Origin of the sequence: Anabaena sp. CCY 0017, assembly GCF_963920885.1 — a bacterium.
GTDB lineage: Bacteria > Cyanobacteriota > Cyanobacteriia > Cyanobacteriales > Nostocaceae > Nodularia.
The window spans coordinates 15808-38224 of record NZ_CAWUDG010000034.1; the positions used below are offsets into that span (position 1 = coordinate 15808).

Here is a 22417-nt window from a genome sequence, read left to right on the forward strand (position 1 = left end):
AATATTCAAATAACAGAACCCGCTTAACTTCCCGGTCGAGCGGGTTTTGTCATTGAGCTACGGACAAAAACATCAATTTAATTACTCTGTAGAGCCTTGCCATTGCCTCCTTGCCTGAAAAAAAAGGTTAACTGCCACCCGTTTAAGTACTCGCTCAATCCGGGTCTAGCCTACTGTGTTGGTTGGCGTTGGTCATTTGTCCTTCTCCTTTCTTGGTTTAACCCATTCCAGAAATGCACTGGGCTGCACTTCATAAAAATCACAAATTTTATCCAAAACACTAGGGCTTGGTCGCTGTTCTGGGTTGTTATACAGGGCGTAGGCAGTTCCCTGAGCAATTCCTGTTTCCTTACCAAATTGATAAGGAGTTATACCCCTCGCATTAATAAAAGCTTTTATTGTGTTACGCACTGGCATTACTAATAACTACTTGCTATATCAGCAACTAATTATCCTATGAGTCTGTGCGTTCGCACCACCTCCTTAATTTTCACTAACTACTTGATAATATAGTAAGTAGTTGCTAATATAGTAGTGTCAAGGTTATCGATACGTCAATAACTTAAGGCAGACGTAAGTAAGACCCAAGCGCAAAACGCTAAGGCGAGTTCCTTTTGAGGGTTGCAAGGCTTGCAAACGCTGTTTTGACAGAATTCGACTATTCAATTCGACTACTCACAGCAATATCTGCGATAGCGAACGCGCTGCGTGTGCTTTGCACACGCTCATCTTCTGCGGTCGCGGTAATTGTGTGCGTCTGCATCATGACAAAGTATTGAGGCATATCAAGTGGCGCAATTACAAAGCAATCAGTGAACTACTAAACAAAGGAGAAACAATGCTGACATCTAATCAGATTAGGCGTTTACAAGCTACTGAACGCTTGCTCAAAGACATCCGAGATTCCGAGGAATTCAGGCAACTAGAATACTATCCAGACTAACGCTAGGTGACGCAATCCCAGCCCTGGGGGAACTACTAAATGAACACGAATCCTATAATTACAACCCCTAGAATTTTAATGATTTTGAAATAGTCAAGAGATACAGCCCTGCTCGTGGTAACGTGTTTGATTTCCGACCACCTTTTATGCAGAGTTAAGCAACGCCATCGCCAAAAACTAGGCTCATGGGTGCGTGTACGCCCTTGTAAACGAAAAGTGTCAGTATGTCTTGAAAGCTGACAAGCCCTGTTCTTACGTGGTTATAGCCTCTACAAATGAGCCAAGAACATTTGTCTAAAGTCAATTTTCCAAGGTTATTGATAGTGCCTAGCTAATTTGGCGTATCAGGATAACTGTTTCTAGCTAATTTAGTCTGTCAAATAACCTGAATTTACGGATAGTCGGTCAATTCTATACACACTTAAGTAATAAAACAGAGTAAATGTGGCAACAAAAAGATATGTAACTAAGTATCGTCAACTCAGAGAAGTTTACGAACGCATCATCGGAAAAAGCATTTCAGATATCACTTGGTATCGCGTAGTTGCATCCTTGAAGCGATATTTCTCCCTAGAAATTGAATCCGCCAATGCTATGAGCATTGTTGAAACCTATGCAGGCATCAAGCGTAAATGTCCAGCCTTTTCCTTTAGAACCTCTGACTTTAGCGAACGCTGGCAAGCCTTTAAACACTTCTATGATGCCAAACACCTTCAATACACAGGTCAGCAATTCCTAGTCGCCCTCGCCGACTATCTAAAAATCAAGCTGGACGCTGTACCCCGTAGCACTCGTTATTACTGGTTTAGCCAAGCTGGGCTGAGTTATAACGCCCTTCACTCGTATCAGAGCCAAGATTTAGCCCTGGTTGCATTTGTCGCCACCCAATGGGCAATCAACAAGCGATCGCGCGATTGTGTGTCCGGTCATAGGCAATCGCCGCCCGTGAAATCTGCAAACAGCCAAGTTTTAACACTAGCCAAATAAGGAGCAATCACCATGTCTAATAAATTCACTAACAACGTCCGCGCTCGTTTATATAAGCAGGGTTATCAAGGATTCACTAAACACGATTACACAGATGCAGCAATTGCTGTAGAGTGCGATGACCTCAACAATCCCACCAAAGAACAATTGAGTCAAGCCGTTGACTATCTTAAACTCAAAGTTCAAAGCCAAATATCTGTAGCTGATGAACTCGTTGAAGAAAAATTTCTCTCACAAGTAGAGTCTGAACAGGCTGAGACAACCAGGGAACCAGAGGCGGTAGCGATTGCAGAACCAGAGAAACAGATTGAACAAGAAAAGCCAGCGCTCGTTCCAGAAATCACACAGGGCGAGGGGATTTCGTTAAATGAAGAAACCCAATTAAAACCAAGCATAGAACAAAATGATCTCCACGCGATGCCTGCGGCGAGCCAACGCGGAGCGTCTCGAAGAGAAGCGATAGCCTGTGAAGATGATCCTCCAGAAGCCACCGCCATTGAATTGCAAGAAACTTCTGAATTAGTTGCATCTACTGCCGAAAGCATGGGTATCGCACTAAACCTTGAAGACGTTACAGCCATAGCTGAAAACTTCGATTATGCCAGTACAAATTCAGATGATGAACTGGAGGAGATAAAGTCAGCTATCACAGCATTTGTCCAGCATAAAGCAGCTTTGAGTAGGCAGAAAATTAAACATATTGTGCAAGAAGTTAAACAGACAATTCACAATCTGGACGCTGAAAATTCCGAACTGCTAAATGATGGATTAAGGAGCATAAGCCAAGATATCAAAAGCGGTTCCGAACGCTTTCGCCAACAAACAAGACAAGCCCTCAAAGTATTTGCACTCCCACCAACTAAAGCAGGCTAACAGCTTTGTAATCAGTTTTAATCCGTCAAAAGCCATATCCATCATTCTGATAATTTCATCCCTTGCTGCTGTACTTGTAGCCTTTGATAACTACCGCTTTAGTCGCCACAGAGTCACCAAGCCGGAGTACCGAGAATTTCAAGATCCTAATATTTACTTGGAGGTTCCCCAGTGGTTCAAAAAATGACTGAAAGTAAGGAACTGTCAACACTAATTAACCAATCCCTAGCGCTAATTGACCAAATCCAAAAGCATCCAGATTTTCACGCAGTAGAGTACAGCCCTGATTTAACTTTAGGAGATGCCCAGCAAGCATTGCTTGAACTGCATTGGGAGACTTTACCACCGTCCGAACCAATCAAAACTTTCTCCCTAGAAGGTTTCACCAGTTGAGAAAGTGCGATTCCTACGGAGTGCATTACCGGAGGAAATCGCAAATAATCCATATAATTTTCACCCCAATATTACCAGCAATGACTAAAAAATTACTCAAAGCCGCAAAATCTCCAACACTCAAGAACCACGTCCAGCCCAAAGCGAAACGTATTAGCTCCATCCTAAAAAACAAGTTTGGTGTAGAATTATCAGACTTTGATGCTGCTTTAAATGGTGATGTCCAAGCTGCCCAAAAAATAGGAGAACTAGCAAGACAAGGTAGTTTAAGCGCTGAATTTGCGCCTAAACTAGCCCAATTGTATGAGCAAATCATCTCTGGTACAGAAGCATACAATCAAGCTGTAAGCGATATTCTGGTTCAAGCTGGCAAGTCAGCGATTGCCATTGATAAAGCGACCATGAAAGCCACCCTTGAAAACACAAAATATGGTCATTCGCGGAGTGAGTTAGCGGCTGAATTTGTGGCTTCTAAGTCGGCGGAATCACAACGCCACAAATACCAGATGAATTACACCCAAATTAAGGGCTATATCGATGCACACTTGGTAGGAATCGACCAAAAGACCAGTTTATTGGAACAATCTAACCGTCCCGAAATCAAACAAATAGCAGCAGATGAACAGTATGAAAAGAAAGAATTGAACGAAGCACTAAATAAAGGAGACAAAGCCAGATATGACCTGATACCTGAAAAAGACTATCAATCATCTCCAGGACTAAAAGCTAAACTCCTCCAACTGAAAACTGCACTAGGTTTCTAACCAATAAATAACCCCAGTCGTCTGTCAATCAATTTTAGATTGCCGATTTTATATTAAAAAATAAAAAATCTGTTAATCCAAAATCACAAATCCAAAATTGAGTAATCCAAAATCTCAAATTGGTACAGTCAACGTTTCTGGGGTTTGAGTATGTAAAACCCCACCAATTCTACTATGCAGCCTGACCACCTTGATGAACTGCTAGATACTGAAGACTCAGAACCAAATCAAGAGACAGCGCGATATCTGCAATACATTGAAAATAAATTGTATGAAGAGATAGAAGCGCGTAAACGGCTTGACAGTGGGGTGTTATTTCTAGTCTGTCAACTTGGTTCAGTCAGTCTCAGTTGGTTCTTATTTACCCTACAAGTTTCTATTAGTTTGATAGTTGCAACTTGCATTATTTGTGCATTGCTTCCCGGACTTATCGATGCTGGCGAAAGTTTCAATTTTGAATTATCTAGTGAGCGTTGGGAGGTACGCCACAGTAAACCATTGGTTGCAATTTCCAAACTTGCCATTGGTGGGGTTATTTCCTGGCATTCCACCCGAAAAATTAGCAGTGCAGTCTATCAAACTCATGCAGCCATTAAGGAAACTTACAGCGAGATAAAAGCGGCTGAGTCCTTGGGTAGTGGGGTTCAAATCCCAGGCTTAGAACTATTAATAGCTGGTGTAGTCGGGGTGGGGTTAATAGCCTTTTCAAACATCAGGAATAAGGGGAACTCAGATGTATAGAAAGAACGGTTTTTTAACTAATTTCATAGGGGTGCTAGTGTTCATCGTATCCGCCAACTATTTAATCATGGGATTGTACGACACTGGTTACAACTTGGCATTACTTGCAGACTGGATGCGTGAAAACCAAATAGATAGAAGCATTATTAATTTCATCAATGCTGGCATGATTCACATTGAGTTAATTATGATTGTAAGTTTTTTATTGGCTTTGCTGTTTGTATGGATAAAGTGAACAATTGAACCATGCAGGAAATAGAACAATTCAACCACCACCTGAAAGCACAACGAAGAACAGCCACATTCTTATCAACTGCTTTGTTTATTGGTGGTGTTTCGCTATGTCTTCCACTGTTTGCGGACACTACCAAATATCCTGAAACATTATTCTGCTTTAATCCTAATACTGACTTGTGCGAGGGTCATCAAATCAAGCGGGGGATTAGTTGGATAATTGACCGGGAACGGCGTAACTTTACTTTTGATAGCAAGGTGAAATTCTTACGCGTACTCCCACCAGAAGCACCCAAAGCCCCTTTATATGGTGTAGTGGGAACTGTTCTTTTAATTGGTGCGTATGGTGTAAGTAAATCACTCACAGATACACAGGAGAAAGCAATTCATTCTCAATTCTCACTGCTGAAAATTAAAGCATTGGAGAATGATATTTATGTGTCTAATCACTTAGACTTAACTGCATATAGCAAACAGCATCAAGCCCAAATAACTAAGGAGATTATTGCACGGGATACCGCCGGGGCAATCGAACAATTGAAGAGTGAAGGAGAACAGCAGTTAGATCACATTAACGGACAATTGCAGGGTGAAGTGGCACTTAAAAGTCACGAGTTACAGATATCAGAACTAGACAAGGCGATTGCTGACAATCGTTTATCCACTGTTGAGACTACCCGTAAAATTGAGAAGATATCAAAACCAATTACTGACAGTAAAACTGATACCCAATCACCTAATGAAGCGCTCAAAACCAGTTTGATAGATGCCCTGAAACACCATGAAGATGGGTATTTGTGTATTATCATCAATTCACTTAAACCATTGTGGCTGATTGGTAATCAAGGGTCAGGTAAGACTTACACAGCCGGAGCGATCGCATTAATCAGAAAATACTGCCTTGATGCACCAGTACACCAGCTTATTGATAGACACGCCACTGGCGACAATGCCGAGGTGTGGAAATTGCTACAAGCTTACACACTAGCTGAAACTGAAGAAGATATTAGTACAGCTTTTGATGAATGTTGTGATCGCTGGCTGCAACGGATTAAGCAGAAGCCAAAGACTAAGCAGCAGGTAATTTGTGATGAATTTACCAATTTAAAATCACTTTGTGGTGACACGGCGATCGCCTTTTTCAAAATGTCCCTTACCGACACCCGCAAAGCCAAGGAATACCTGCTGGGGATAACGCACAATGCCACCAATGAAAGCTTTCCAGATGGTACAGCATCAGCACGTAAGGCAGGGACAATTTTACTGGAGAAATTCTCAGCCAATGGTGAAACACCACTGTCTAGGGTAGTTGTCCGCTATGGACTTGTCGATGAGAACGGTAATAATTTAGAAGATGTTGAACACTCACTACCAGACTGGATGCACCCTGAACGCATTTACCAGCACTTCAACGGTAAGCCCATCAATTTTGAGGAATTATAGTCATGCCTGATGAAATTCGAGTTTCTGAAACGACTGAGGAATTGCGCTCGCTCCTAGCCTTTGCCCACAAATCTTACTTGAAATATGGCCGGGGGATTCTAATAACAGGGCAGCTCTTTAAGGAGTTTTCTGATATGCCCATCGCCCCAACTGGCAAGCATAGATACTTGTATGGGTTCCAAATTTGTTTAGCCGTCGTTGCCAATACAGATAAACCCGACATTCCCGCATACCTAAACTACGACCCCTCCAAACAATTTATGCAATGTGAATCAGATCCCAAAAATTACAAGCTGACGCTAGTAACAGTTTTGGCGGTTAAAGATTAGATCGTCATACCTCCATATAGCGATGCAGTTTTGTGTACAGATACTATGCTACACACAATACTATGTAACATACGATTAAACATTTATTGACGAATATAAATAGCATACGCTTAGATATTTATTAACGAAAATAAATAAGTTAGAGCGAATTGGGGCGACGGCTCAAACTGGGTATCTAGACTAAACGGTTTAGTCTATTAGTACAGTGTTACTAGTTTGGCGAGTAAAAAGGATCTGACTAGGGAAAATCTAGGGTGAAGGTTTACCCTAACGGCTGAAAGTATTGATATCTAAGGTATTTTGGCATTGATAGCCCAACTGTTTACGTTAAGCTCATTAAAATTAGGGTAAATTTTACCCTAACGCTTATACGCCGGAATTTCAATTTTGAGCATCTGCTCTCTCAAGTCCTGAGTGCGACCAGGAGGTAATTGACCGTGTAAAAAAGAACTTACTTCTGCCGTGCGGACATTCAACAAATCAGCTAGAACCTTCTATTTACGCCATTATCGCTAATAAAGGGAGCTTTCGGGAACATTTTGGTGTTGAAAACATCAGTGAAGTTACATGATTTTACGGTAATTTTATGATGTTGAAACTCTTTTCATTGGCTACTGCTTGTGCATTACTACTACCAGTTGCTTCTCCTGTATTCGCCCAAGACCTGGACACTATTCGTGTGATTGGTAGTCGTAGTTGTAGTGGGTTGTGTTTGGATAATTTTGTGAGGGATTTTTTTAACAACGTAGGAAATAGAGTAGAGCCGTTGCCGAATGAAGCGACACTGGAGGCAGACGAATCAGCAGCAGAACCAGAGGAGGTGAAAATGCCTATTGCAGATTTTGATAATGTATGTGATGTTTCAAAGGAGGCTCGAATCGAGCGCGTTAATACTGAATTTAGGTCTGGATTTGGTGGTCAGTCTTTAACGGTGGGTACGGAGGTACGAGTTTATTATTTCCCAAGTCAATCGGAGACATTTATACTTACTTCCAGCGCGACTCTTAAGCCCAAAACACCAGACACCTTTCAGGGCTGCGATTAGAATAGTTGGAGTGACGCTCTCCCGTAAACCGCAAGCAGTATATGGATGCCTAAGCCAGGAATTCACCCTCCTGACTCTTAAAAACAAAGCCCTTTGCCCCTCTAGAATCGCCTAAACCTGCATTTTTTATGATGTTTGGTGTACACAGATGTATACATTGTATACAGGTTTAGCGTATGGTAATAGTTCTGGGGTAAAACTTTAAAAATGCTCTAGAAGACTGCGAAATTCACTAGTTGGGGTGAAAGTAGCGAGCCTGTCATGAACCGCCACGCAACGCCTGAAAGCCTTGTTACGCAGGAGTTACAGAAATAAAATAGCTCTTTCACCCGAAATTTTCAGAAAAAGCTTGTTTTTGCAGTACCAATTGACCTTTTAGGCTATTTGGTACTGCGTTTTGTAACGTAGCCATGCGGTTTTTCAGGCTGTAAAAATCAGTGAGGTTTAAATGGTACACCTTTAAGTGTGCATCCAATTGGTCAAAATCTCATTTTAAGGTAAAAGTTGAAAAAATTTTTTCTGAAACTATCTCTGGGTAGCGTTTTCAGCCATTGCATGGCGGCTGATAGCAGCTTCGCTACTTTCTCCCCTCCACCGGGAGAGTTGGCTCTCCACTCATTTTGTAAGGATTTATTTCATCCTTTAACACTCAACTTCTACATCGCACCGCTACTTTTACCCCTAATCACCCTACCTCACAATGGATACCCGAATAGTTCAACGAACCCCAGAAGGATAACCAAACGAACCACGGGAAGGATAACCAAGCGAACCACGGGAAGGATAACCAAGCGAACCACGGGAAGGATTCTTATAGGGATCTATGGGAGAAGGACTATCACCACCTAAATCATCGTCAGGTTTGGGGTACGTATTACCATGACACCCTGAACAGGGTGGTTTGGGCTTCATTTCTTCAACCCTTTTTCTGTCTTCTTCACTAACTCCGGATGAACATCTCCTTCCAATGCATTCGTAGACATTATGCATTGGAGGTTTTTTTGGAGTAGAGTCTTGTGCATACGTTGATAAGGGCAGCATTCCAAGGGTTGATGCTGTAAGCAATACTGTCATGCCTATGCGTTTTAGTGGTACTACATCCATAACGCTTAAATAGCTCCTTTTTTAATCATTTGTGCGCTGTTTTCTTAAGTTCATGAGTAAAAACTCCAGTCTGAATTAAAGCTTGAAATTTTATAAGATGTGAAACCCAACCATGTTTTTACCCATATCTCAATCTTTAAAGTTTTTTTTTAAAAGCGACTTAATATTTTAAATTTCTTAATTAACTATTATTTAAATTTAAAAAAAATAAGTTATTACTATTATTAATATTGCTGAAAGTAAAGCGAGCTTAGGAATATTAGCCGTTTATAACGTTACATTCACTATAAAAACTTTATGCTGAGATATTTATAGTGCAACCAGGGGCCACCTTGTAAATCCGGATTTCTCACAAAGGTTTAAACGATTAGCCCAAAACGCTTATACCACTTAGACTTGAGATAAAATACCCTGTTCACATACTGCTGTGATTCGTGCAGTATCTAAAACGCTCGAAATCTAAGCCTGATAAAGGTTTGGTAATAGCGATCGCAAAGCTTGTGAGAAATCCGGGGTAAAGTCCTGTAAAAAATTACCTTTTTTTAGCCTTAAAGGTCTTGCTCTACAAGTTTTCTACTGTGAAGGTGAGCGCAAATCCTGTCCTGCTCCCTCCCTAACTCTAATGTCGATTAACCCGTATTTCACGACAATATTTTTAACTCACATAAGGCGTATGGCAGGTGTAGTGACCGATAAATTTAAGCTAATCTTGGTTCAAATCCTGGGGTATAGACAGTGGTGTAGAGGAGTCGTGATACGTCAATTTAACTACATTTAAGATATCTGCAAACAACATAAGTTCTTGCCGATATCCTGCATCAATCTATTAAGCGTTAGGTTTTAAATTAAACTCCTACTATACGAGGATTCACATAAATATCTACATGAGTTTGGTAATCTGATGCATTTTTTACCGAAAAAGTAAAGTAAATTTGCTGAACAGTACCAGTACAAGGACTATCAGAATTTGATTTGATTGCCACATCTTCACCTATTCTAGGTATTATTGGCACATGATTTAGGTCAATAATTTTTAAAGGTTGTTGACCTTTAATTTGCAGGTAAAACGTAACATTATAGGTTGTAGCCATATTCACTCCTAATTGTTTGGGTTTATCAATACTGTAGCCAAATTACTGTGATTTGCACAATAAAGTGAACTTTTAGCTCAAGTTATGCTTCAGAAACAGGCATTTACCGACTTCAACAGCAGGTGACAGCATCGACAAAGCCGCCCCTAACACCTGCTGATCACTCACGAATTGAAGCTATCAGGGTTTTGATTGTGGAGTATGACAACCTGCACTGAACAGGTTGACAACGAATAACTCACCACATATACCACACCCTAGTATTAACCCCTGTTCACCGCAATGGGGTTTAATAAAGTTATCGGAAAGGGCGGTTGTGAAGACCTTCGCATTATTGATCAATTGTCGGTAAAATCCGCCAAAAGCGTTTCCTGAGATGAAAGGTTTCTCTGCTCGCAATCTTAAATATATGAAGAGTTTTGCGGAAACTTACCAGAATTTTGAATTTGTGCAAGCACCTCTTGCACAAATTCAAGTTCAATGTCAAAAAGCTATAACGTAGATATAGCATAGTTTCCAGCCTATCTTGCCCCTCATGACATCTGGCGCTATATTTACCCCATCCAGGCGTAAAATAAAAATAGGATTTATTTCTATAAGTATGCAATCGGCTTACCAAAATCATTCAGATTGCATAAATTTTATTTTACACAACCGAGGACAAAACCATGACCATGATCACAATAGATGATGAACTAATTAATGAAATTATCGCAGTCAGTCACTATGAAAATCCACAGGAAGCAGTCATTAAAATCTTATCCAATTACTTGCAGCAACAAAAAAAAGAACTGCCTTTATTTGAGCGACTACGTTTTATAGACGACGAATCTGCCGAAGATGATATCGCCTCGTTATTTGAACGTGATAGAGACACAGGCAGGAATGTTGAACTATGACTTATCTAATTGACACCTGTGTAATGTCTGAGTTTGTAAAAAAAACTCCCAACCCCCAAGTTAGTCAATGGTTTAATCAGCAATCCATTGAACAACTATTTTTAAGTAGTATTACCATCGCTGAAATAAAAAAAGGGATTTATAAAATCCAAGACTCACAACCTGAACGATATCAAAAACTCAAAATATGGCTGCAAAAAGTAGAAATTGAATTTTCTTCTCATATTTTACCGCTAAACGATAATATTTTAGATAATTGGGCCAGATTTTCTGCAAATGCCGAATTGAAAGGTAAAAAATTAGCTGTAATGGATAGTCTGATTGCTGCAACAGCACATCATCATAAATTGACTTTAGTTACCCGCAATGTTGATGATTTTAAACTGACACCAGTTAAAATTATGAATCCTTACAGTCTTGTGTAAATTATGACCACCCAACCAGAAGCTGAACTAGAAGCAGCCTTAATCGCCCAACTGCAAGCCAAATTTGGAATCCCGCCATTTCATCTAGCGATTGCCTCCTCCAGGTGCGCTCCGCGCTATCGCCTCTAACAATGGCACAGCCAATCACCGATAAGTTTAGTTATCACACGAATAGACAAATTTTAGTGCGACGACTCAAACTCATTGACACCAAGCATCTTGGGCTTAACGTACATTCTTGTGACAATGCTACTCACGGGCGGTTTATTAATTTTTTGGGGATAATGTATTCTTTGGAAGTTCCCAACGTGCTTTGTGTGATCTTGACGTAGCCATTGTCAGCTATGGCTCGTCCAAGCAATAACCCCGGTGCAATCGGGCTGAATTTGACAATAACATTTACCAAACGTTTATAAATTGAAACTAAGTATGAAAAATAGCACAACGCCCCATGTTCAATTACAAAATTCCCAAAAAAAGGTTAGTGGCAGTGGCTTTAATATCTGCCTTGTTGCTGGCGATCTCATCTACAGCCTCAAAGATTTATTTATATGGCAACAGTAGTAATAATATCAAGGCAGATGCAGCAATTGTTTTAGGAGCAGCAGTTTGGGGAGAAGAACCATCGCCTGTTTTTAGAGAGCGAATTAACCACGCCATTAACTTATATAAAAATGGATATGTGAAAACGCTCATTTTTACTGGCGGAGTTGGTGAGAGTCATGAACCAGCTGAAGCTATAGTTGGAAAAAAGTATGCGCTAGCGCAACAGGTAAAAGCTGGTGACATTTTCACTGAAACTCAATCTCGCACAACTCACCAAAACCTCAAAAATGCTTTGGAAGTAGCAAAGACTCACCAATTAACCAAGTTTTTGATTGTCAGCGATCCATTGCATATGAAGCGAGCCGTATTGATGGCACGAGGTTTAGGAATGGATGCACATTCGTCTCCCACGCCTACTACTCGCTATCGCAGTTTTCACAGCCAGATGGAGTTTTTGAGCCGAGAGACTTATTTTTACTTTGTCTACTTAATGTTTAAAATCTAGCATCTAGTGTTCTGCCAACCCAAATTGCTGGTGGGGGCAATGGGCAACTACAATGGCGATGGCGCGGAGCGCACCTGGAGGAGGCGATCGCATACTTAACCGCTAGAGGTTTTATAGAAACCAGGGAAGCAATGCCTGCGGAGATCGCTTTGCACCATCGCATCCACTGAGCATGAAAAATTTCCCGCTTGACACAGCCCAAATTTGATATCAACAATTGAGCTACCGAGGGTATAGAAGCCAGTGTAGACAATTTGGTAGTGAGCCACCAGAGAAAAACCCCTTCACTGCGACCCCAACAGCTGCATAATAGAGACGGTATTGGAAACGTCCCTTCTCGATACCGCAGCTTGGGGGAGTCATGAGTAAAGAGCCAGATGTGGAGTTAGTTGTAGTCCAAAATTTAGAAAATGCCCTGGCGGCGAAAATTGAGACATATTTTGCTGATGTAATTGACTCTCAACCTGATGTGTTGGAGGAATTACTCAGGTCGAAAAACAGTGAGGGAACCCGTAGGGCTTACCGCCGAGATATTACGGATTTCTTTAACCGCATGACTGGGCAACCACCACAGTGCGATTCGATTTTGGAGTTTTTGCACCTGGAGGGTCACAAGGCTACCCTGGTTGTGACTAAATACAGAGCCATACTGAATGAAGCTGGTTTATCACCGAACACGATTAACCGCCGTCTGGCGGCTATTAAGTCTTTGATTGCTTTTGGACGCAAGCTGGGGGTGTGCAATTATGCTGTGGATGTGGACAGTATCCCAGTACAGTCCTACCGCGATACCAGTGGTTGTACAGGCGAGGAATTTTTGAATGTGATTAAGGGATGCGATCGCTCGACCTTAGCAGGGAAGCGGGACTATGCTTTGTTGCTGCTGCTGTGGGGCAATGCTTTGAGGAGAAATGAGATTAGCACTTTGGACTTAAGGCATTTTGATGGATCTAAGGGGACGCTATCAATTTTGGGTAAGGGCAAACTTTCCCGTGTCACAATCAACCTGCCAAAAGTCACTGTGACAGCGATTACTGATTGGCTGATTGCAAGGGGTGGCGATATGTCTTCGTCCCGTCCGTTGTTTACTTCGGTTGATTTTCAGAATTCTGGTCACAGGTTAACGGGGGATGGTATCTATAAAATAGTCAAGCGTTTGTTTAAACGGGCTGGGGTTGAAAAGCACATGAGTCCGCACCGTTGTAGGCACAGTGCTATTACTGCTGTCCTGGAGAAGACTGATGGCAATGTACGGAAGGCGCAAAAACTCAGTAGACACGTTAAATTAAATACGCTCCAGATTTACGATGATAACCGCAACCGTGATCAGCTGGAGATGTCTGAACTATTGATGGACGGGTTGGATTGAATCGGTTATAGCGCCTGTTAGAGAAAATCTGAAAAGTCAGTCAGCAACTCCTCGGGGTAAAGACAAGATACGCGCAAAATTTATCATGATGTAAAGTTCTGTAAAGTAGTCATGTATTTATGTCTTTCAAAGATTGCCTAGTTTGTCGTCCATGAAGGTCGGCGCAAAATCCTCGACTGGCATAGCCAACGCGGATTAAGTTTTTTACAATTAGGATTACGCGAAATTCAACGCTTGTGTTATCAACGTCTGCTAATTCCCCGATTAGTTACCTTACCTCGAAAGAGTCCTCTACCTGCTACTGCTTCACTCAAAAAACGAACGCACATAGAACAACAAATTGAGTTCTCCCGTGTCACAGTCTTCTCTTCTTGATACTCCCAAAAGTTTTCTGCACCACTAAGCTAGAAAGATTTAACTATCTAAAATACTTGAAATTGAGGTTAAAGATTTTGTTACAGCATCAACATACAAATTCCAGCCTTCTCTTGGTGTCTTGGGCATTCCAGTTACTCCAATTAATTGAAAAGCAGCCTCGAATTTAGGGCTACCAATGTGAGCAGACCCTACACGAAGATCGTTCAACCCAGCTAAAGGTGCAGTAATATTGCGAGCTTTAGTTTTATCTGATTCCTTAATCGTCAAAATTTCTTCTAAAAGTTTTATCTGTCTCCATTTGTCATCAACTGCTCCACCTAATGTTTTTAAAGTAGTTCTGAGAGCCTTGGTTTGCATTGTTTCAATAACCCATCCGTAAAGGATTTTGGCAAGAGCAGAAACCTCAGTAAATTGATTGTTAATTGGGCCGACACTCAACATAGATAGTTCTTGACTACTCGGTTCCATCTCGTTCGATAATTCAACAGAAAATTGCTTTTTAAAAACACTGCTAAGTTGAGCGCATACCTCCCGAATTAAATCAACTACTCCAGGTGAATTAGGTGGATCACTTTGCATTCTGGTCTGGAACATCTCTTCACAGATTTCACCACTTGGTATAGATGAAAACGATGCCCAATAAGCTTGTTCTGATGGGGTTAAATCAGCAATATCAGGAGCAAAAGCATTGACCAGTCCTTGAGAATTAATGCCTACATCAATCGTACCTCTGTCACCTGGTAAAGAAGCTACTCCCCAATTTCGCATATGAAAAAATACATTATATCCAGGGGTATGGAGATACTTTTGCAAAACTGCTGTACGAAAATATAAATACCCATACTTCCCAATACCTTTATCAATGTAATTTTCAAGAAAAGTATTTTGGGGTAGAGGTTTTTCCTCGCCTTCGTCATTGATTTTAAATTTCGGCAGTTGGTCTTCATCAATATATTTTTTCCCAAAATAATACCACGGAGTACGTTCATACTTAGGTTTGTCATAGGGCTTAATTATAAAATTACGCCTAAAAATAGAACGTCCACGGGAAAAACTATGATGAGTATGTTCAGGCGGATGAATAATTGTTGAGAGCCATGTAAATTCATCAATTTGTTTATCCTCAATTTGCTCAAGCTCAAGTTCTTCTTCTGTACCTGCATTCGCAAAGCGATCCGCAATGACAGCAATAAGTAGTCCCATCTCCTGCTCTGCTAAAAAGTCACGTAAATAATCACGATGAATAGTTACCCTGGCAGTTGGATCATAAATAGCATGAGAATCAAGCTTGGTTTCAGCTACAAGAATTTGGTCAACTGGGTGATAATATTCTGTTTGATGTCTTTTTTCTAATGCGTGATAAATAGTAAATTCACGACTCAATTCAATTTGATAATCCTGATTTACTGGATGCTTTATTAAATTGTATAAAGGAAATAACTCAATTTCTCCATATTGAGTAAAGTTACCAAAATTAAACTTATCATCATAATCCCATCCAATATGGAACTTTAAATCATCAGGTGATTTAATTTTTATAGCAGCCTCATTTAACTGTTCAATTGGGACAAGTGCGGATTTAGTCAACCATTCTTCACGTTGCCAATCTACTGCATCAAATTTACCTTCTTCTTTTACCCAAAAACTCTCAAGGGTAATTGTGCTGCCATTAGTAGGGTTATAGGGTGATTCTTCACGGTCTGAATACTGAAACCAGTTAAGTAACGCCATATCAAATACTATAAATGATGTGCTTTATATTATTTGTCATCAATCCTGTTATAACAGTACAGATAACCCATTTCATTTTTAGAAGTCCTTAATGTGCAGCAGCCTGCTGCACAAATTCCTTTGCGGCATAACTGTGTCTTGCTGGATCACGTAAAAGTGCTAGAGCAGCGGGTTTCGTACATCCAGCAGACCACCCAAAATGGTTGGAGCAGCGCCATCCTGGAGATGCAGATTGAGGGCTACATCACCTTTGTATCATTACAGTCACTTCCAACACTGCAACCACCATTGTTTTAGTTGCATCCAAAAACTTTGCTTTTGCTTATTGTTCTGTTGTTTCTCTGTGGGTTCGCTGCTAGAAGCATCTCCAAAGTATTTATCTTTTGCAGAACGATCATATATTCTGGCAGCGTCAATCTCTTCTTGCGACCATTGGGCAGCCCATATAACATTATTATGTCTGATCCAATAATGAGACTTACACTTAAAACTCCAGTTACCAATCGAAGGCTCAAGCGAAATTGATTTACCGTTAAAGATTAACTTCCAATCGGTTGGGCTTAGTGGAGTAAAAACCTCATTCCCACATCCACAGCAACATTTATGAGCCACCGTTGCAAACTTTATAGATACATAGATAGTGTTGTCATTGAGGTTATCAGGAATATATTCAACAAATTCGTGTCTAAGCACCGCTTCAGCCTTCTAACTGGTCTTCGTTAATCAGTGTATTGCCGCCTATCGTGTAGGTAATGTTATGTTCATGCTGATAGTCTTCATAGAACCCAAGTATTTTCTTCCACTTTATTACAGCTAACGCTGCATTAAGAGCATTCAGATCAGCAATCTGAATATTTTGAGCATACTCGTTGTTACCGTTATTGTCTGAAAAAGAAACTCTCCTATTTATATGCTCACGCTTTTCTATGGTGCTAGTCGTGACTCTTAGTGTCCCGCCTAATGATTCATCACCTAAATACACACCAATTCCGACATCAATGAAAGGAATGCCAAATTCCTCTAATTTCTCGATAATTAGTTTCTTTGCGCTGCCCTTGTCCAGGCACACAAAGACAAAATCCATGCCGCGCAGCTCCTCCACATTGTCAGCGTCCAAGTACATCGGGTGATCGACGATGCCCCGGTGCATCTTCGCGTAAAGATTCTTGAAATAGGTCGCCTTCGGCTGCCTGGCTCTCAGATCGTCGCTGGACGGCGCGCCTGGCGAACGGAATGCGTTGTGCTGATAGAACGTGTCCCCGTCATAGAGGTGAATTTCCTTCACCGGCGTTTTCGCGACTAGATCAAGTACGTAAGAGCCGGTGCCACCAAGGCCAAGGATGGAGATATTCTTAAGCGCCATCTTCTTCGTGACTTGGACAATTTCAGCCCGGCTGGAAGCCGTATCGGTGTAATTGAATGGTTCGTCACTATCGCCATCGGGAGCGATCACGGGAAAGGTCTTTGCCGTGACCGTGGAATCGATTCTTTGCGCCGGGCTGGAAAGAATGGCGACGTAAGTCGTCACCTGGGCGTAGTAATCTGGATAAGAATTGGCAGGCTTGGGCTTGGCTGAGAAAGAGTGGTTGACGGACACGCCCTCGGCTATTGAATGTGCGTTGCTACTGTGCTTTATTTTCACGATTTCCGAGCCGTCTTCGTTACAGGGATATTCCCCTGAAAAGTAGGCGATGTGTGTGTCGGGGCAGCCCGTCTGGTCACCGGCGAGTACAAGCTTGATTACTAGAATCCCGCGCTTGATCTCCCTGCGGGAATTCGTGTAGGGAACATCCTTCACCAGCAAACAGCCGGAGCGAATTTCCAGGTCGTACCCTTCATCGCGCAGTTTTTTCAGATCCGGGCTACGACTTATCAGTGGCTGTGACATTGAAGATCATCCCATTTTTAATATGTACCGATTGTCCTTCGACTAAAGTTCCTTCAGGCTTGCTGCCTTTGCCTTTCTCGTATGTAACTGTAAAAAGGATGTTTTCCCCTGTCGGCGGACTACTAAATGCCAAAGAGACAATCTCGGTAAACGATAGTTCTCTTGAAGTAACCTCTTTGGGACGACCATTCACGATGATCTTAAATTCTTTGGTGCTATAGAAATGCTCGTCTTCTTTGAAATGAATCTCATTTCCATCATTCGGAATGATTTTATCTTCCTGGTTTCCCTCCACCTCCCGAAACAGCTGTAATCCATGAGGAACGTGACCAAGTACATAAAGTGCCGAACCTGTTGTTGGATTCGGCGACTCGTACTGTTTCCGATCTATATGGACGCGGACTTTACTATGCCCCATATCATGCTTGTGTTCTTTTTCGCTCATCATCAAATCCTCACACCTAAAAGCTAATACAATACAAACCCCTGATGCTAATGGTGATAGAGTGAAGCTATTCCATCTCTGCAACAACGTTGCTTCAGTGATTCAAATACATCGTATCATCAATGCAACATCGTTGCAATAGTGAAACAAAGCAAAAGGATTCTTTATGGCTCGGCTTACACTTGAGCAACTTGGCCCCCTCATCAAGAAACAAAGGGGTAGTAGAGGACTGAGACAAGTTGCAGCAGAAATGAATATCAGCGCGGCGACGCTATCACGAGTAGAGGCAGGGAAACAGCCTGATCTCGAATCCTTTACAAAAATTTGTGCCTGGCTCGGAGTCGATCCTGGCGAAATTCTGGGTTATAAGGAGCATGGAGAAACAGAAACTGCATCCAAGCCCAACCAAACGGTGATGCTTGCTCACTTTAAGGCAGGCAAGACAATGAGTCCAAAGACCTCGCAACATCTGGGTGCATTAATTCTTGCTATTCATCAAGCTGGTGTGGCAGAGGACGAGGAATGATCGGCCCAATATCAAAAAATGATGAAGCACTGTTCGTTCGGGGTTTCAAATCGCGATGTGAGAACACTGCGATTCAGGTCAGGTCACATTTAGGTCTGAAAGATACAGACCCATTGCCTGCACGCGAAGTCGCAAAATATTTAAATGTATTTATCTGGGAACTCGCCAATGTGCCAGGCTTACCCCACGAAACGCTTCGTTACCTTCAATCACCGGAGGGCGATGAATGGTCTGCCGTTACCGTCCGCTCAGGAACAAAAGACATTATTGTACTCAATCCGTCCCATTCAGTTGCCCGCCAATCCAATGATCTGATGCACGAGATGGCTCACATCTTTCTTAAACATGAATCGAGTCAGATTATCGTATCTGATAGCACTGGCATAGGCTTTCGTACATTTGATAAGCGCCAGGAGGCAGAAGCTGATTGGTTAGGTGCTTGTCTGTTACTTCCTAGACCTGCTATCGCTGCCACTCATCGTCAGAAGATGGATATTGAAGCTGCGGCTGATTACTTCGGTGTAAGTAAGGAATTGTACAAGTACCGATTACGCATAACGGGTGTAGAGAAGCAGCTATCTCGTCATGCATAGCTATGGCTATTCCTGTCCTGAATATTCTTAACAATTTCCAGCATATCTAATAGTGAGCGCGTCATGCAGCTCAGTTCCGTAACAAGCAGACTATCTCCGGGGTATAGCAACGATTGATGAAAAATTCCATTTTATGCCTCACAAACTAGGCCAGTATATCCCTAAAGGCACAGATCAAACTAGGCAATCTTTTCAAACTAGGCAATCTTTTCAAACTAGGCAATCTTTGAAAGACATAAATACATGACTACTTTACAAAACTTTACGTCGTGATAAATTTTGCGCGTATCTTGTCTTTACCCCTCCTCCGTGACGGTCTTTGCCGTGTCGAATGATTTGGTTTGATTCTTGCTTCCGTTGCAATCAGGATTTAGGCAAGTGATTTTTTGAGTCACCAGTTTTTCAATGCAAAATTATTCATTCCATCATATATACTTAATGCAGTAATCAATGCAGTAATCAATGCAGTATGTCAGTAATTGCCCTTGTCAACCAGAAAGGCGGCTGTTCAAAATCTACGTCTGCCGTCCATCTGTCATGCTGGTTATCCAACAAAGGTTACAAAGTTCAGCTTTTAGATGCTGACGCTCAACGTAGCAGCTCGATTTGGCTCAAGTCGATGGAGGATAAAGAAATTCCTACAACTGTGCTGCAATCACCCGATGAACTCTTAGAGCAAATTCCAGAGTTAGCAGCGCAATGTGATTATCTAATCATAGATGGTCCAGCCGGTTTATCTGAAGCTAGCAGAGCAATATTATTCAGAGCGGATCTAGCTGTAGTTCCTTGTCAGCCTACAGGGTTAGATTTACAATCTGCTAGCGATGCCATTCGCTTAATTAAACAAGCTCAGTCTGTGCGCGGTGGTGCGCCTCAAGCAGCTATATTCATCAGTCGCGCTGTTAAGGGGACAAAGTTACTAGGTGAAGCGATCGCACTGTTATCTAAATCCAAAGAAGCAATTGTACTCAAAACTGTAATTCACCAAAAACAAGCGATAGCAGATACATTTGGTCAAGCTGCAATCATTTGGGATTTACCAGGACGACCAGCAACCGAGTCAGCGCGGGAGTATGAGCGGCTATTTAAGGAAATTTTGGGGATGCTCAAATGACTAACAAAAAGCGGAAGTCTTTAGATGATTCTCTGGCTCATGAGTTTGTCTACGGTGAGTCAGCGCTGCTTTCTGATTCCCCAACTCAATCCCCGGAGGATGAAGAAACTGGAGTGTCTCCCCAAGAGAAACAACTTTCCCAGGAAGAGAAACCACCAGAGCCTAACCCAAGCAAGATAATACAATCAACCAAGCCTAGTTTAATGTCTCAACTCCAACCCGAAAAACCTAAAGAAGCAACAATCAGGTTAACTGTGGATTTACCAGAGTCCATGCACCAAAAACTCTCTATGCTAGCGGCCAGGACTAGAAGAAAAAAGGCTGAAATTGTGCGCTATCTCCTGGATGAAGCACTCAAGGACGTAAAAGATTAAGGCAGTAATGCAGTAATTAAGTAATTGATGCAGTAATTAAGTAAGCAAGTATTGATGAGGCGTTTTGTAAGATTGCGATCGCGTTTCGCCATCGCCTGCTTGTTTTGACTATTCCAACCCCAGTTCTAATTGCACTGTTTCTTCTTGCGGTTGTGTTTTTTTGGTGCGTCGGGCGCGGGTTTTGGTGGGGGATTTTTTAGCTGTTTTGGTTTGGAGTTTGGCGCGTTCTGCGCGGATGCGTTCTAGCAGGACGGAGGCGGGTTCGTCGTTGGGGTCTTGGGGTACGAGTTCACCACGAAAAGCTTTGGCAAGAATCGATTGGTTTAACTCATCTGTTTCCTTAAGGCACATCACCTTTAAGGATTTTATCTGATTAGCTATTGATAGATAATGCTCTAACTTCAAAAGAATTTGTTTCTGCTCCTGTATAGGTGGCAGTGGTACGGGCATAAGCCTAATTCTTTTAATTCCAAACGCTGCCTGAGATGTTGCACGACTATCCTGTGTTAATAGATTTTCAACGAAAGGACTTTTCATAAAGTAAAAAAGCCAATCGCTTATTAAAAATAAACTTCTAGTCTGCAAAAGTATGACGTTTGCAGAGAGTGTATAATCACAGGTAAGAGGTAGTTTTACTGGTTTACCAAGTGTACCTATCTTTCCAAAAATGAAATTTCCATTTTCAAGTCTGTATCTCTGTTTATGCTCTTTGAGAACTTCTAATGAAACCTTTCTGGCTCCATCGAAATCAATAGTTCCATCATGACGAATATCCCCTATACCTACATACGGTATACCGTGCGGTACTTCTGGGGGAGTTCGATGGCTAGGTTGAGGATCAATTGCATCTGCAACCAGTTCTAATGGAAGCCAACACCAGTTATCAGGAAGATCAGGTAATATATCTTCTTCTACTATTTCAGGTTCTTTATACTTCTCCTTCCACTTATCATCCTTCGGGGTTTTACCACTCGCCTTCATTTTCTCTAATTCCGCTTCTTCCCAACGGCGGCGACGTTCTGCACGAATGCGCTCAAGTAAAACCGAAGCAGCTTCAACATCAGGATTCTGCTCACGCCAATCAGCAGTGAGGTCGCCACGAAAGGCGGCGGCGAGGACAGATTGACGGAACTGGTCTAGCAGTTGAGGAATTTCCTCAAGCGCCTCCTTCACTCGCTGACTCCTAGCCTTCAGCGCCTCTATTTTCGCAACTATCCGGCGTTGTTCGTTGAGGGGTGGAAGGGGAATTTCTAAAGTCGCAACTCGTTTAGCTGATAATTCCTTGAAAGTTGAACCACTAGCTAAAGATTCTGCATAATATTTAGATATTAACAAGTAAAATCTTATAAATTCAGGTGAAATATTTCCAGAAATTACAAAACTCTTAAATCCCTGATTAGTTGTTATTTCATTAGAAGCAATAACGCAGTAACCTATAGGAGCGCGTGATGTGAAAAGCACAGCACCTTTTGGTAAAACTCTTGCACTTGAATTCCTAAGACCTTTTTCAGATATATCTCTTGCACCTCGTCCTATATATGTAAATTTATAATTTGACAGGTCAGCAGGTGTTAACCAAGGAATACCATTTTCAATAAAGTTATCTATATCTCTAGTACTAGGTGTAGCGAACTGCAAACATAAACGCTTCAAACTGCAAACAAGGCGATTTTGAAA

The 22417-nt window shown here is 41.7% G+C and carries 26 protein-coding genes; 18 read left to right on the plus strand and 8 right to left on the minus strand.

All coding sequences use genetic code 11. From position 1 onward, the window contains the following. Window positions 1–192: 192 nt before the first annotated feature. Window positions 193–417 (minus strand): helix-turn-helix domain-containing protein, encoded by a 225-nt coding sequence (locus ACM0OW_RS23430; protein ID WP_414552817.1) that lies wholly within the window; start codon window positions 415–417, stop codon window positions 193–195. A 970-nt stretch (window positions 418–1387) separates the two neighbouring features. Here ACM0OW_RS23430 and ACM0OW_RS23435 point away from each other — a divergent pair. The 9 genes from ACM0OW_RS23435 (at window position 1388) to ACM0OW_RS23475 (ending at window position 7752) form a co-directional block, all read left to right on the plus strand. Further along, window positions 1388–1930 (plus strand): hypothetical protein, encoded by a 543-nt coding sequence (locus ACM0OW_RS23435; RefSeq protein WP_414552818.1) that lies wholly within the window; start codon window positions 1388–1390, stop codon window positions 1928–1930. A 12-nt stretch (window positions 1931–1942) separates the two neighbouring features. Next, entirely contained in the window at window positions 1943–2803 is an 861-nt protein-coding gene (locus tag ACM0OW_RS23440) for a hypothetical protein (RefSeq protein WP_414552819.1), read from the plus strand. Between the two features lie 183 nt (window positions 2804–2986). After that, window positions 2987–3196: a hypothetical protein gene (locus tag ACM0OW_RS23445; RefSeq protein ID WP_414552821.1), complete on the plus strand. Its 210-nt coding sequence runs from the start codon at window positions 2987–2989 to the stop codon at window positions 3194–3196. An 80-nt stretch (window positions 3197–3276) separates the two neighbouring features. Then, complete coding sequence (locus tag ACM0OW_RS23450) at window positions 3277–3960, plus strand: hypothetical protein (protein ID WP_414552822.1); 684 nt, start codon at window positions 3277–3279, stop codon at window positions 3958–3960. Between the two features lie 174 nt (window positions 3961–4134). Beyond that, complete coding sequence (locus tag ACM0OW_RS23455) at window positions 4135–4701, plus strand: hypothetical protein (protein ID WP_414552823.1); 567 nt, start codon at window positions 4135–4137, stop codon at window positions 4699–4701. Between the two features lie 67 nt (window positions 4702–4768). Further along, on the plus strand, window positions 4769–4936 hold the full coding sequence (locus ACM0OW_RS23460) for a hypothetical protein (RefSeq protein ID WP_414552825.1): 168 nt from the start codon (window positions 4769–4771) through the stop codon (window positions 4934–4936). An 11-nt stretch (window positions 4937–4947) separates the two neighbouring features. Continuing rightward, entirely contained in the window at window positions 4948–6378 is a 1431-nt protein-coding gene (locus tag ACM0OW_RS23465) for a hypothetical protein (protein WP_414552826.1), read from the plus strand. A 2-nt stretch (window positions 6379–6380) separates the two neighbouring features. Beyond that, complete coding sequence (locus tag ACM0OW_RS23470) at window positions 6381–6707, plus strand: hypothetical protein (protein WP_414552828.1); 327 nt, start codon at window positions 6381–6383, stop codon at window positions 6705–6707. A gap of 586 nt (window positions 6708–7293) precedes the next feature. Then, window positions 7294–7752: a hypothetical protein gene (locus ACM0OW_RS23475; protein WP_414552829.1), complete on the plus strand. Its 459-nt coding sequence runs from the start codon at window positions 7294–7296 to the stop codon at window positions 7750–7752. 717 nt (window positions 7753–8469) lie between these two features. On the opposite strand, the gene ACM0OW_RS23480 is transcribed toward ACM0OW_RS23475, so the two are convergent. Next, window positions 8470–8664, minus strand: coding sequence for a hypothetical protein (locus tag ACM0OW_RS23480; RefSeq protein WP_414552831.1), 195 nt, complete (start codon window positions 8662–8664; stop codon window positions 8470–8472). Window positions 8665–9701: 1037 nt separating this feature from the next. After that, window positions 9702–9947, minus strand: a complete 246-nt coding sequence (locus tag ACM0OW_RS23485) for a hypothetical protein (RefSeq protein ID WP_414552833.1) — start codon at window positions 9945–9947, stop codon at window positions 9702–9704. A 668-nt stretch (window positions 9948–10615) separates the two neighbouring features. Between ACM0OW_RS23485 and ACM0OW_RS23490 the strand changes: the two genes are divergently transcribed. From ACM0OW_RS23490 to ACM0OW_RS23510, 5 genes are all read left to right on the plus strand, one after another. Beyond that, a complete protein-coding gene (locus tag ACM0OW_RS23490) occupies window positions 10616–10846 on the plus strand; it encodes a type II toxin-antitoxin system VapB family antitoxin (RefSeq protein WP_414552834.1) in 231 nt (76 codons plus the stop codon). Beyond that, a complete protein-coding gene (locus ACM0OW_RS23495; protein ID WP_414552836.1) occupies window positions 10843–11271 on the plus strand; it encodes a type II toxin-antitoxin system VapC family toxin in 429 nt (142 codons plus the stop codon). Before ACM0OW_RS23490 ends, ACM0OW_RS23495 begins: the two co-directional genes overlap by 4 nt. Before the next feature lie 3 nt (window positions 11272–11274). After that, on the plus strand, window positions 11275–11400 hold the full coding sequence (locus tag ACM0OW_RS23500) for a hypothetical protein (protein WP_414552837.1): 126 nt from the start codon (window positions 11275–11277) through the stop codon (window positions 11398–11400). Window positions 11401–11722: 322 nt separating this feature from the next. Beyond that, window positions 11723–12322, plus strand: a complete 600-nt coding sequence (locus tag ACM0OW_RS23505) for a YdcF family protein (protein ID WP_414552838.1) — start codon at window positions 11723–11725, stop codon at window positions 12320–12322. Window positions 12323–12683: 361 nt separating this feature from the next. Beyond that, window positions 12684–13691 (plus strand): tyrosine-type recombinase/integrase, encoded by a 1008-nt coding sequence (locus tag ACM0OW_RS23510; RefSeq protein ID WP_414552839.1) that lies wholly within the window; start codon window positions 12684–12686, stop codon window positions 13689–13691. Between the two features lie 414 nt (window positions 13692–14105). On the opposite strand, the gene ACM0OW_RS23515 is transcribed toward ACM0OW_RS23510, so the two are convergent. The 4 genes from ACM0OW_RS23515 to ACM0OW_RS23530 form a co-directional block, all read right to left on the minus strand. After that, window positions 14106–15800, minus strand: coding sequence for a hypothetical protein (locus ACM0OW_RS23515; protein ID WP_414552840.1), 1695 nt, complete (start codon window positions 15798–15800; stop codon window positions 14106–14108). Window positions 15801–16064: 264 nt separating this feature from the next. Continuing rightward, window positions 16065–16493 carry a DUF6527 family protein gene (locus ACM0OW_RS23520; protein ID WP_414552842.1) on the minus strand — a complete coding sequence of 143 codons (429 nt, stop codon included), beginning with the start codon at window positions 16491–16493 and terminating at the stop codon, window positions 16065–16067. Between the two features lie 4 nt (window positions 16494–16497). Then, the gene (locus ACM0OW_RS23525) at window positions 16498–17688 is read right to left on the minus strand and encodes a ThiF family adenylyltransferase (RefSeq protein WP_414552844.1); all 1191 of its coding nucleotides are present in this window, start codon (window positions 17686–17688) and stop codon (window positions 16498–16500) included. Then, window positions 17663–18136, minus strand: a complete 474-nt coding sequence (locus ACM0OW_RS23530; protein WP_414552845.1) for a multiubiquitin domain-containing protein — start codon at window positions 18134–18136, stop codon at window positions 17663–17665. The genes ACM0OW_RS23525 and ACM0OW_RS23530 overlap by 26 nt, the downstream gene beginning before the upstream one ends. Before the next feature lie 163 nt (window positions 18137–18299). Here ACM0OW_RS23530 and ACM0OW_RS23535 point away from each other — a divergent pair, with 163 nt between their 5' ends. The 4 genes from ACM0OW_RS23535 to ACM0OW_RS23550 all read left to right on the plus strand — a co-directional run bounded on the left by ACM0OW_RS23535 (window position 18300) and on the right by ACM0OW_RS23550 (window position 20740). Continuing rightward, complete coding sequence (locus tag ACM0OW_RS23535; protein WP_414552847.1) at window positions 18300–18659, plus strand: helix-turn-helix domain-containing protein; 360 nt, start codon at window positions 18300–18302, stop codon at window positions 18657–18659. Next, entirely contained in the window at window positions 18656–19252 is a 597-nt protein-coding gene (locus ACM0OW_RS23540; protein WP_414552848.1) for an ImmA/IrrE family metallo-endopeptidase, read from the plus strand. The genes ACM0OW_RS23535 and ACM0OW_RS23540 overlap by 4 nt, the downstream gene beginning before the upstream one ends. Window positions 19253–19721: 469 nt before the next feature. After that, window positions 19722–20366, plus strand: coding sequence for an AAA family ATPase (locus ACM0OW_RS23545; RefSeq protein WP_414552850.1), 645 nt, complete (start codon window positions 19722–19724; stop codon window positions 20364–20366). Continuing rightward, a complete protein-coding gene (locus ACM0OW_RS23550; protein ID WP_414552852.1) occupies window positions 20363–20740 on the plus strand; it encodes a CopG family transcriptional regulator in 378 nt (125 codons plus the stop codon). The genes ACM0OW_RS23545 and ACM0OW_RS23550 overlap by 4 nt, the downstream gene beginning before the upstream one ends. Window positions 20741–20848: 108 nt before the next feature. On the opposite strand, the gene ACM0OW_RS23555 is transcribed toward ACM0OW_RS23550, so the two are convergent. Then, window positions 20849–22417, minus strand: a 1569-nt coding sequence (locus ACM0OW_RS23555; RefSeq protein ID WP_414552854.1) for a restriction endonuclease subunit S, incomplete at its 5' end; no start/stop codon positions are given.

Excerpts from the sequence above, each read along its gene's own strand:
- ACM0OW_RS23430 (WP_414552817.1), bottom strand. The coding sequence starts at position 417 with ATGCCAGTGCGTAACACAATAAAAGCTTTTATTAATGCGAGGGGTATA.
- ACM0OW_RS23440 (WP_414552819.1), top strand. The coding sequence starts at position 1,943 with ATGTCTAATAAATTCACTAACAACGTCCGCGCTCGTTTATATAAGCAG.
- ACM0OW_RS23445 (WP_414552821.1), top strand. The coding sequence starts at position 2,987 with ATGACTGAAAGTAAGGAACTGTCAACACTAATTAACCAATCCCTAGCG.
- ACM0OW_RS23450 (WP_414552822.1), top strand. The coding sequence starts at position 3,277 with ATGACTAAAAAATTACTCAAAGCCGCAAAATCTCCAACACTCAAGAAC.
- ACM0OW_RS23455 (WP_414552823.1), top strand. The coding sequence starts at position 4,135 with ATGCAGCCTGACCACCTTGATGAACTGCTAGATACTGAAGACTCAGAA.
- ACM0OW_RS23460 (WP_414552825.1), top strand. The coding sequence starts at position 4,769 with ATGGGATTGTACGACACTGGTTACAACTTGGCATTACTTGCAGACTGG.
- ACM0OW_RS23465 (WP_414552826.1), top strand. The coding sequence starts at position 4,948 with ATGCAGGAAATAGAACAATTCAACCACCACCTGAAAGCACAACGAAGA.
- ACM0OW_RS23470 (WP_414552828.1), top strand. The coding sequence starts at position 6,381 with ATGCCTGATGAAATTCGAGTTTCTGAAACGACTGAGGAATTGCGCTCG.
- ACM0OW_RS23475 (WP_414552829.1), top strand. The coding sequence starts at position 7,294 with ATGATGTTGAAACTCTTTTCATTGGCTACTGCTTGTGCATTACTACTA.
- ACM0OW_RS23480 (WP_414552831.1), bottom strand. The coding sequence starts at position 8,664 with ATGAAGCCCAAACCACCCTGTTCAGGGTGTCATGGTAATACGTACCCC.
- ACM0OW_RS23485 (WP_414552833.1), bottom strand. The coding sequence starts at position 9,947 with ATGGCTACAACCTATAATGTTACGTTTTACCTGCAAATTAAAGGTCAA.
- ACM0OW_RS23490 (WP_414552834.1), top strand. The coding sequence starts at position 10,616 with ATGACCATGATCACAATAGATGATGAACTAATTAATGAAATTATCGCA.
- ACM0OW_RS23495 (WP_414552836.1), top strand. The coding sequence starts at position 10,843 with ATGACTTATCTAATTGACACCTGTGTAATGTCTGAGTTTGTAAAAAAA.
- ACM0OW_RS23500 (WP_414552837.1), top strand. The coding sequence starts at position 11,275 with ATGACCACCCAACCAGAAGCTGAACTAGAAGCAGCCTTAATCGCCCAA.
- ACM0OW_RS23505 (WP_414552838.1), top strand. The coding sequence starts at position 11,723 with ATGTTCAATTACAAAATTCCCAAAAAAAGGTTAGTGGCAGTGGCTTTA.
- ACM0OW_RS23510 (WP_414552839.1), top strand. The coding sequence starts at position 12,684 with ATGAGTAAAGAGCCAGATGTGGAGTTAGTTGTAGTCCAAAATTTAGAA.
- ACM0OW_RS23515 (WP_414552840.1), bottom strand. The coding sequence starts at position 15,800 with ATGGCGTTACTTAACTGGTTTCAGTATTCAGACCGTGAAGAATCACCC.
- ACM0OW_RS23525 (WP_414552844.1), bottom strand. The coding sequence starts at position 17,688 with ATGTCACAGCCACTGATAAGTCGTAGCCCGGATCTGAAAAAACTGCGC.
- ACM0OW_RS23530 (WP_414552845.1), bottom strand. The coding sequence starts at position 18,136 with ATGATGAGCGAAAAAGAACACAAGCATGATATGGGGCATAGTAAAGTC.
- ACM0OW_RS23535 (WP_414552847.1), top strand. The coding sequence starts at position 18,300 with ATGGCTCGGCTTACACTTGAGCAACTTGGCCCCCTCATCAAGAAACAA.
- ACM0OW_RS23540 (WP_414552848.1), top strand. The coding sequence starts at position 18,656 with ATGATCGGCCCAATATCAAAAAATGATGAAGCACTGTTCGTTCGGGGT.
- ACM0OW_RS23545 (WP_414552850.1), top strand. The coding sequence starts at position 19,722 with ATGTCAGTAATTGCCCTTGTCAACCAGAAAGGCGGCTGTTCAAAATCT.
- ACM0OW_RS23550 (WP_414552852.1), top strand. The coding sequence starts at position 20,363 with ATGACTAACAAAAAGCGGAAGTCTTTAGATGATTCTCTGGCTCATGAG.